Genomic DNA, 10,055 nt, shown 5'->3' with positions numbered 1-10,055 from the left:
GCTGATGAACTCCATAAGAGAGTCATAGGTCAGGACGAAGCTGTTACAAAGGTTTCAGAAGCTATTATGAGATCAAAAGCAGGTATCAAGGACCCTTCAAAGCCTATAGGATCATTCCTTTTCCTTGGACCTACAGGTGTTGGTAAGACAGAACTTGCAAAGTCACTTGCAGCATCACTTTTTGATGATGAAAACAATATAGTCAGAATTGATATGAGTGAGTATATGGAGAAATACTCAGTGTCAAGGCTTATAGGAGCACCTCCCGGATATGTAGGCTATGAAGAGGGTGGTCAGCTCACTGAAGCTGTCAGAAGAAAGCCTTTCTCTGTAGTACTTTTTGATGAGATTGAGAAGGCTCACCCTGATGTATTTAACGTAATGCTTCAGATACTTGATGATGGCCGTGTAACTGACTCTCAGGGACGAACTGTGGATTTTAAGAATACTATTCTTATAATGACCTCAAACCTTGGCGCACAGAGCCTTTTGGAGGGTATCAGAGATGATGGTACCATAGAAGAAAGTGTCCAAAATGAAGTTATGGACGAGCTTCATATGCATTTCCGTCCTGAGTTTTTGAACAGACTTGATGAGATCATAATGTTCAGACCTCTGACAAGAGACAATGTCTTTAACATAGTAGATCTTATAGTGAGCGATCTTAATACAAGACTTGAAGAAAGAGAGATCAGCATAAAGCTTACAGATGCTGCCAAAAAGCTCATTACAGATGAAGCATATGATAAGAACTTTGGAGCAAGACCTCTTAAAAGATTTATTCAAAAGCATGTTGAAACTATGTCAGCAAAGCTTATACTTGAAGATAAGGTAAGACCTGAAGATGTGATAACATTTGATGTATCAGATGGTCACCTTGTAGCAGAAGCTGGCAGGAATTAATTCGTTTAGCTGCCGGCAATATTGCCGGCAGTTTTTTTAGGAGGTGTAATATGGCACTTGAAAATATCCCAAAGGATCCCATTATGCTCATGTCTTTTATGAATATGAAATTAAGAGACAGATATTCATCTTTGGAAGTACTGGCTGATGATATGGAAATAAATGAAGCCGAGCTAAGGGAAATTGAAGAAAAACTTGAAAATGCAGGATTTAAGTATGATAAAGAGAGGAATCAGTTCGTATAAGATTAAAACATAAAAAGGAAGGTCTCTAAGACCTTCCTTCAAAAAATGCATCAATTTGTGCTATAAGTTCTTCCGGCGGCATGGACTTAAGCAGGTATTTCTCGGGCTTTAAGGCTGCTACCTTAAGGACTGAGAGTTTATCGCTTTTAGCTGTCAGGAACATTACAGGAATGCTCTTAGTAGTAGGATCATTACGAAGCATTGCAAATACCTGAGGGCCTGATACAACAGGCATCATATAATCAAGTAGAATGAGATCCACCCTGTTATTGGCAAGGAAGGTAATTGCATTCATTCCTGAATTGGCAATATAAACATCATATTTGGTTGAAAGCCATTCCTTTATCGTTCTGAGCATTACTCCATCATCATCTACTACAAGAATTTTCTTCTTGTTAGAACCCTGATTCATAAGAGAATATACAACGATATCATTCATGGCACTTGCAAGCATTTTAACGTTAAGTGGACGTTCAAACTTGCGGGTGATCTTTGCTTCCGGTATTACTTCGAATGCAGCATTGAATTCATCGTTGTTGCCTATAAGGAATAGCTTAATATGGTCAGTGTCAATCAGCTCGCCAAGAGCTTCCATTATATCTACTGGAACCGGCTCTTCAAGATACATGATGTAAAGAGGAGAGCGACCTGTAGTGGCCCTTATCATACTGACCTCAGGATTGACTCCTATTACCTCATAACCTTCTGCTTCAAGCCCTTTGACAACTGCTTTAACCATGAACTTTTTGGAATCACCTATAAGAATAGCTTTCTTTTCCATGGAAGTGTTTCCTTTCAGATCGGGCAAAATAGCTATTTTATAAATATAATATTGTAACTATATTCTATGATACCATATTTTGACATTATAATGACGCTATTTTGCTATTTTTGTAAAATCTTAAGAATTCCGTCGCGGTTAGCTGCTGCGAGCATTATCTGCAGCTTATCCAGTAATTCTTTTGAAGAATCAGGAATTGTATAGTTTTCATATAGTTCAGCTATTGCTGCGTCGGCACTGTCAAAATCAAATGCCTCAACAAGCTCTCTTATTCCTGCTTTATATTCTTCAAGTTCTTTTTCTGAAATAGGTGGAAGATCTTTGCCTGTAGCCTTATCATCTTCAAATAATATAGGCCCGAGTTTATCTCTGTATCCATAGAACAGGGCCAGAAGAAGAGGAGTTCTTGCTTCTATTTCTGCAGCATTCTTTTCATCTCCGCACTTTTCCAGATATTCAGCATCCTTTGAAAGTTTTATTGCTCCTATAAGTCTTGAAGAACTCTTTAGAGAATGTACCTGAATAGTATAGTTTTCATAATCCTTGTTCTGAGCATATTCTTCTATGAGTTTTCCTTTTTCTGCCATCGAAGAATAGAAATCTTTGATAACCTTTTGAAGTATTTCAGGACTTCCACAGTTCTTTATTGCAATTTCAATATCTATTCCCGCTGAAGCTCCAAGACTCTTAAGTTCGCTATGAAGATATTTTTTGCCACCGATCACTACATAGTCTTCCTGATTGAGTTCTGCCATCTTGACAGGGTCCTTTGGCATATTGCTTATATCGGCAGCAAATTCGGGTGTCCCGAACATGTGTACGTATTCTCTTGGAAGATAATCTATCAGCATTTTTTCAAGCTTTAAGGTATCTACAGGTTTTGAAAGATAATCTGAGAATCCTGCTTCAAGATATTCTTCCCTTGCTCCTGCTATGGCATTAGCTGTAAGAGCTATGCAGGGAGCATTTATGGACAGGTTTTCTTTTCCCATTGTCTTTAGTCTGTGAAGGGTCTCGATTCCGTCCATATCAGGCATTCTGTGATCGACAAATATGATGTCGTAGGCGTTTTCCTTGACCATATCCAGGCATTTTTGACCGGAATCTGCAGTATCTACCACTATCTGAGTTTCTTTTAGAAGACCTACGATTACAGTCAGATTCATTGCGGTATCGTCTACAACGAGTATCCTTGCATCAGGAGCATGGAATGCCGTGCGGTATTTTTCGTGTGACGACATGCTCTTTCTTAAGGCCTGGGTTATATCTCCTACAGGTTCTCTTGATATTACTCTTTGTTTTATGGCAAAAAAGAATTCGCTGCCCTTGCCATATTCGCTTGCTACCTCCATATGAGACTCCATCATCTCAAGGAGATTCTTGACTATGCTTATACCAAGGCCTGTACCTTCTACGGTACGATTCCTTACTTCATCCATGCGTTCAAATGGAGTATACAAGCGGTCCATATCTTCAGCCTTCATACCTATGCCGGTATCCTTGATCCTTATCTTAAGGCTTATATTGTCATCATCAACTTCCTCATAATCCATGAATAAAGTAACGGATCCCTTATTAGTGTATTTGACAGCATTGGTAAGGATGTTGACAATACACTGTTTGATCCTTATATCATCGCCATACAAAAGGCGCGGAATATTTGGATCAATGCGGATAATAAGCTCCAGATGCTTCTCCTGGGCTCTTATGGATATCATGTTATAAAGGTCGACTATCATAGAGCCAATATCGTATTCAACAGGTATGATCTCCATCTTACCTGCTTCAATCTTGGAAAAGTCCAAAATATCATTAACAAGAGACAGAAGAGTTCTGCCTGATGATTGTATGCTAAGAGCATAAAGAGTTAGATTTTCATCGCTGTCATATTCACGAAGGATCATCTCATCCATGCCAAGAATGACATTTATTGGAGTCCTCAGCTCATGAGACATGTTTGACAAAAAAGAGTTTTTGGCAACATTGGCCTGTGTGGCAACTCTTAGATCTTCCTTGAGCTTTTGTTCCTGCCTCATTGTATTAACATAGTTTACGAGGTAATCTGTAGTTTTTTCTATACTATGATAGAGATCTTCAACTTCATTTCCGGTATCTATATTAAGTTCGTGAATAGCCTTGACCTTGTCCATGATATTGTGATCATAGGCACTCTTAAGATCGGCATCCTGATCGGTCCCTATAACCTCATTGTCATAGGAGTCGTCAACGAAATCAGACGTAGCCTTGGTTAATCGTACAATAGGAGCTGCTATCCTTTTTTGTGAAAAATAATTTGTAAAAATACCCGTAGGAATAGCAACGTTCATTATGAACATGATAAGTCTGATATTATAGGCCACACCATTTCTGTTATATACAAAGGTCTTGTAGGAAGAGGTTTTAAGTACCTTGGATAAGTTAAAAGAGACTTCGCCTGTATAATTTATTGTTTCATAAGGTTCGACTGCACTTTGCCACTCACTTTCAGGTGTAAAATCAAGTACATCCAGAATTCCACTTGTATCATCCATAGTTTCAGAGGTGATTATTACATCTGAAGCTATTGACGGAATAAGGAAAGCAGAAGCAAAAGCGGCTCCTATACTGAATATTATGCAGTCAAGAGCGATAAGGGCAGTAAGACGTGTGCTAAGCAGTGATTTCTGAATAGTCTGATAATCTTTGTTGGTATAGTAGACTCCATAAGGAATCTTGGATTTCAGATTATCAGGAAGATATTTAAAACACTGGTGAAGAAAAGCAAAAGATATAAGAGCTTCAGGAAGTGCACCAAGCAAATACAGAGCATATGCTTCAGACATGGGCCTTAAGATCTCAATATTTCTTATCCTGCAGACAAGAAACCACCATAAAGGTCCAAGGTTAAAAGCGGTTATAAGAGCTCCTATAAATGCATATCTTCTTTTTAAGAACCATCTGTGAGAAGACATATAACCTATTACAAAAACAGTGGCAGTGAAAATGAACATCATATACAGGTATCTTGTATCAGATAAGGACTTGTATATGAAAATGGTGTATACAAGAAGTATTCCCCAGAAATATCCATGAAAGCCAGTTATGATTATAAGAGGGATATCTTTAAAGGTGATCTCGAATGATACTTTGCCGAGATTTATCGGGATTCCGAAATCTACAAAATAGATGGATATGATCGTAGCACAAATATAGCAAAGAAAGCTGATTAAAACTTTCAGAATCTTTTGCTTTGTGATCTTACCCGCTATGTCAAAAATCAGTAATCTTCTGTTCGACATATATTCTCCAGTTGGAAGCAACGTTTTGGTAAAGCCTGTCTTAATATGTTACATGGCTTTATATAAAAAATGTAAATCACAATATATCAGATAATTTATCGGCATATTTTTCTTAAAAAAATAGATTTGGCATGCAAAGCGGCAAAAAATTATAGGGTGTGGTATAATCGCTAAGTGGGATAATAGCCACACAAAATGTTTCTAATTAAGAAAGGATGTTCATAAAAATGGGCAGATATTTTGGTACAGATGGTTTCAGAGGAGAAGCTAATGTAGGACTTACAGCAGATCATGCTTATACAGTAGGACGTTTTCTTGGATGGTATTATGGCGAACTTAAGCGCCAGAAGGGAGACACATCAGCTCCCAGAGTTGTAATAGGCAAGGATACAAGACGTTCAAGTTATATGTTCGAGTACAGCCTTGTAGGTGGCCTTGTTGCATCAGGTGCAGACGCATATCTTCTGCATGTAACAACTACTCCGTCAGTTGCCTATGTAACAAGAGTAGATGAATTTGACTGTGGTGTTATGATCACAGCCAGCCACAATCCATTTTATGATAATGGTATAAAGCTTTTAAATGGTAATGGAGAGAAGATGGACGAGAAGACCATCGGACTCGTAGAGGATTATATAGACGGTAACCTTACTGCATTTGGTAAAAAGTGGGATTCAATTCCTTTTGCCACCAAGGATTCAATAGGATGCACAGTTGACTATGTATCAGGAAGAAACCGTTATGTAGGATACCTCATCTCACTCGGACTTTATTCCTTCAAGGGAATGAAGGTAGGTCTTGACTGTGCTAATGGCGCATCCTGGAATATAGCAAAGAGCGTATTTGATGCTCTTGGAGCTACAACATATGTTATAAATGTAGATCCTAACGGAACCAATATCAACAATAATGCAGGATCTACACATATTGAAGGTCTTCAGAAATTTGTTGTAGAAAAGGGTCTTGATGTAGGCTTTGCTTATGACGGTGATGCCGACAGATGTCTTTGCGTAGATGAAAAGGGCAATGTTGTAAACGGTGATCATATTCTTTATGTTTATGGTAAATATATGAAGGATAAGGGCGAACTTGTAAACAATACTGTAGTTACAACAGTTATGTCCAACTTCGGTCTTTACAAGGCTTTTGATGAAGCCGGAATAGATTATGCCAAGACTGCAGTAGGAGATAAGTATGTTTATGAATATATGACTGAGAACAACTGCGTAATAGGTGGTGAGCAGTCAGGTCATATTATCTTCAGTAAATATGCTACAACCGGTGATGGTATCATGACATCCATTAAGATGATGGAAGTTATGCTTGCAAGAAAGAAAAAGATGTCAGAGCTTTGCTCTCCTCTTACCATCTATCCTCAGGTACTTGAGAACATTCGTGTAACAGATAAGACTCAGGCTCAGAATGATCCTGATGTTGTTGCTAAGGTTAATGCTGTAGCTTCAGAGCTTGGCGATACAGGAAGGATTCTTGTCCGCGAATCAGGTACAGAACCTGTTGTAAGAGTCATGGTAGAAGCTGAAGACAAAGAGACTTGCAGAAACTATGTAGAATCTGTAATTCGTGTTATCAAAGAAAAAGGATACGAAGCCAAATAATATTTGGAGCCCAAATGCAGTCAGGTGCAATATTTAAGTCTTTACTTTGCAGTTGAGACATGAGGTTAATAATATGGATTTATTTGAATATGCAAGGCAGAAGACAGCTGTTTCAGAATCTCCGCTTGCTGCACGTATGCGCCCTACAACTTTGGAAGAGGTAGTAGGGCAGCAGCATATAATAGGACATGATAAGCTTTTATATCGTGCTATAAAGGCCGACAAGATCAGGTCCATTATCTTGTACGGACCGCCGGGAACTGGCAAGACTACTCTTGCCAAGGTTATAGCAAGTACGACTAAAGCTGAGTTCATGCAGATCAATGCCACCGTTGCAGGCAAGAAGGATATGGAGGATGTTGTATCTAAAGCCAAAGAAAATAGTGGCATGTATCAGAAGAAGACAATTCTTTTTATAGATGAGATACACCGTTTTAATAAAGGGCAGCAGGACTACCTGCTTCCTTTTGTTGAAGATGGTACAGTAATACTTATAGGAGCTACGACCGAGAATCCTTACTTTGAGGTCAACGGAGCTTTATTATCAAGATCTGTCATATTTGAGCTTAAGCCTCTTTCAAAAGAGGATATTACAGTACTTATAAACCGTGCTGTGTATGATAAAGAAAAGGGTATGGGCTCTTTTGATGCAGTAATAGATGATGAAGCAGTGGATTTTCTGTCAGACATGGCTGATGGCGATGCAAGGCATGCTCTTAATGCTGTAGAGCTTGGCATCATGACAACTGACAGAAGTGAAGATGGCAAGATCCATATAACCCTTGACGTAGCCAGAGAATGCATTCAGAAGAAGATTGCCCGTTATGATAAGGATGGCGATAATCATTATGATACGATATCTGCTTTTATCAAAAGTGTCAGAGGATCAGATCCTGATGCAGCAGTATATTATCTTGCAAGAATGATAAGTGCGGGAGAAGATCCCAAGTTTATCGCAAGGCGTATGATGGTGCTTGCTTCTGAAGATATAGGCAATGCCGATCCGCAGGCTCTTCAGGTTGCAGTAGCAGCAAGCCTTGCTGTAGAAAGACTTGGAATGCCGGAAGGAAGGATTACTCTTTCTCAGGCGGCAAGTTATCTTGCAACAGCTCCTAAGAGTAATGCTTCTATAAATGCTATAGACAGTGCTATGGAAGAAGTTGAAGGAAGCGGTAATCTAAAGATCCCGTCTCACCTTCAGGATGCTCATTATAAGTCAGCACATAAGCTTGGACATGGAATAGGATATAAGTATGCGCATAACTATCCTAATCATTATGTCAAGCAGCAGTATCTTCCTTACGAGCTTAATGGTAAGGAGTTCTATTCACCAACAGGCAACGGATATGAGCTCAAGATAAGAGATCATATGAAAGCCTTGAAAGCTGCAGAAGAAAAGCGACTTAAACAAGAGCAGGATAAAGAATTACAAAATAAAGAATTGCAAGATAAAGAACTGCTGGATAAAGAAGCGCAAAATAAAGAAGAACAAAAGTAAAACATAGCAGAATAGAGAAGACAACATCAAATAAATAGAGTAATAATTTTCAGGAGAATATATACACTTGGCATCGCAGTATTTAACACTTTATAAAATAATAGTCATGTATATGCTTAAAAGGTCTGACGTAGAGCTTTCCAAGTCACAGATCTATGACTTTATACTTGGAAATGAGTACACTACGTTTATGACCCTCCAGGAGGCCTTTGGAGAACTTAGTGAGCAGAAGCTTATAATTGAGCACAAGAAACGCAACAGAACCTTCTTGGAGCTCACAGAGGCTGGAGAAGAGGCACTTCACTTCTTTATAGGGCAGATGAATCCTGAGATACGACTTCAGATTGATGCTTATCTTAAGGACAATAAGATCAAGCTTCGTAATGAGTCATCGATAATTGCTGACTATAACAAGCGTGCAGATGGCCAGTATGTTGCAAGACTTGTTGCCAAGGAGATGGGAGAAGATATCATTAATATTCAGATAACAGTTCCTACAGAAAGCATGGCAGACGGAGTATGCGCAAGATGGCATGACAAGAGCTCTGATATCTATTCATATATAACAGATCAGCTCTTAAATGATTCTGATGAAGGCAATAAATTATAATAAGTTTTTTTATTAATATTTTTAGTTTGACAAGGCATATTTCTACTAGTATAATTACATTCGTGGCTTGCGAAAGACAAGGTTTATCCTGCTTTTGCTAATATATATGCCAAGCTGTTGTAGCACAGTCGGTAGTGCGTCGCATTGGTAGTGCGGAGGTCACGGGTTCGATTCCCGTCAGCAGCTTACAAAATAATATCCCTCAAAGTTAGATATTTACTAGCTTTGAGGGATTTTTTTATGCATTAAAAGGCCGGTATCTTTAAGAAGATACCGGCCTTTTTACCTGCCAATTGTTATCTATATCATTCTCCGTTTTGCTGTTCATCCGTAGGCGTTGTTTCTGTAGTTGTAGCTTCCGGAGTGGCCGTCTGATCCGTCGTCGTACCATCAGTTGTGGTAGAATCAGTTCCCGCCGCGGCCGCGGCTGCAGCATTTCTGTTGATGATCTCCTGATTCTGTTGTACCAGAATCTCCTGCGCATTAGGTTGTGCGAAGAAGCTTTCATTATGCGGACATAGTACCGTAGGATCTACAACGCCGCTTGTTGTGGTAGTAGCACCTGCTCCAGCAGATTGTTTTAATATATCAGGTTCTTCAGGAACTACAGTTACAACCTGTTGTACCTTGAAAGGACACAGATCTGTTGCTGCAAGACCTGAGTAGTTACATATTGTCTGGTAGATATGTACGTTACAGTTTTCTGTAGGAACTGTTCCGTTTTCAAAATACTCTGTTCCAAGAGTGCCATCACAAAGTCCTGAAACCGGAAGAAGACCGGATTCCGTACATACTGTCGCGGTCGTTATTCCGCTTGGAACTTCGAAAGTAGCCGATGGAAGATCTGTATGTATTTCAGACATTACCTTACGCCATAAAGTTTTGGCAAGGTGTGTTTCAGCTGAAGTTGTAAGGTTTTCGTTGTTATCATAACCAGCCCAGCATGTAGCTGTGTAGTAGTTTGTAAAGCCGCAGAGCCATACATCGTTTTCATCTGATGTTGTACCTGTCTTGGCTGCAATAGCAGTACCACCGAAGTTAACTGCTGTACCTGTACCTGATGTTACAACGTCCTGCATAGCGCTTGTAAGAAGGAATGCAGTTGTTTCTTTTATAACCTGTTC

8 protein-coding genes and 1 tRNA gene are annotated in these 10,055 nt (G+C 39.2%); 6 read left to right on the top strand and 3 right to left on the bottom strand.

Annotated elements, in window-relative coordinates:
- On the top strand, positions 1-903 hold a 903-nt coding region (locus K6G87_RS12510), incomplete at its 5' end, for an AAA family ATPase (protein WP_296837776.1).
- A gap of 50 nt (positions 904-953) precedes the next feature.
- Positions 954-1,148, top strand: a complete 195-nt coding sequence (locus K6G87_RS12505; RefSeq protein ID WP_296837772.1) for a DUF4250 domain-containing protein — start codon at positions 954-956, stop codon at positions 1,146-1,148.
- Between the two features lie 25 nt (positions 1,149-1,173).
- Here the strand turns inward: K6G87_RS12505 and K6G87_RS12500 are convergent, their stop codons facing one another.
- Positions 1,174-1,929 (bottom strand): response regulator, encoded by a 756-nt coding sequence (locus K6G87_RS12500; RefSeq protein WP_296837769.1) that lies wholly within the window; start codon positions 1,927-1,929, stop codon positions 1,174-1,176.
- Between the two features lie 104 nt (positions 1,930-2,033).
- Positions 2,034-5,207 (bottom strand): response regulator, encoded by a 3,174-nt coding sequence (locus K6G87_RS12495; protein ID WP_296837766.1) that lies wholly within the window; start codon positions 5,205-5,207, stop codon positions 2,034-2,036.
- 227 nt (positions 5,208-5,434) lie between these two features.
- On the opposite strand from K6G87_RS12495, the gene glmM reads away from it, so the two are divergent.
- The 4 genes from glmM to K6G87_RS12475 all read left to right on the top strand — a co-directional run bounded on the left by glmM (position 5,435) and on the right by K6G87_RS12475 (position 9,117).
- Positions 5,435-6,823 (top strand): phosphoglucosamine mutase, encoded by a 1,389-nt coding sequence (glmM, locus tag K6G87_RS12490; protein ID WP_296837763.1) that lies wholly within the window; start codon positions 5,435-5,437, stop codon positions 6,821-6,823.
- Between the two features lie 73 nt (positions 6,824-6,896).
- Entirely contained in the window at positions 6,897-8,321 is a 1,425-nt protein-coding gene (locus K6G87_RS12485; protein WP_296837761.1) for a replication-associated recombination protein A, read from the top strand.
- A gap of 67 nt (positions 8,322-8,388) precedes the next feature.
- Complete coding sequence (locus tag K6G87_RS12480) at positions 8,389-8,931, top strand: DUF4364 family protein (RefSeq protein ID WP_296837758.1); 543 nt, start codon at positions 8,389-8,391, stop codon at positions 8,929-8,931.
- A 113-nt stretch (positions 8,932-9,044) separates the two neighbouring features.
- Positions 9,045-9,117 (top strand) — tRNA-Thr (locus tag K6G87_RS12475).
- A gap of 119 nt (positions 9,118-9,236) precedes the next feature.
- Here K6G87_RS12475 and K6G87_RS12470 read toward each other — a convergent pair.
- On the bottom strand, positions 9,237-10,055 hold an 819-nt coding region (locus K6G87_RS12470; RefSeq protein ID WP_296837756.1), incomplete at its 5' end, for a penicillin-binding transpeptidase domain-containing protein.

The sequence above is a fragment of the Butyrivibrio sp. genome (genome assembly GCF_024699075.1).
Note: the sequence above shows the minus strand (reverse complement) of the source record. Positions and strands in the feature narration are given on the sequence as shown.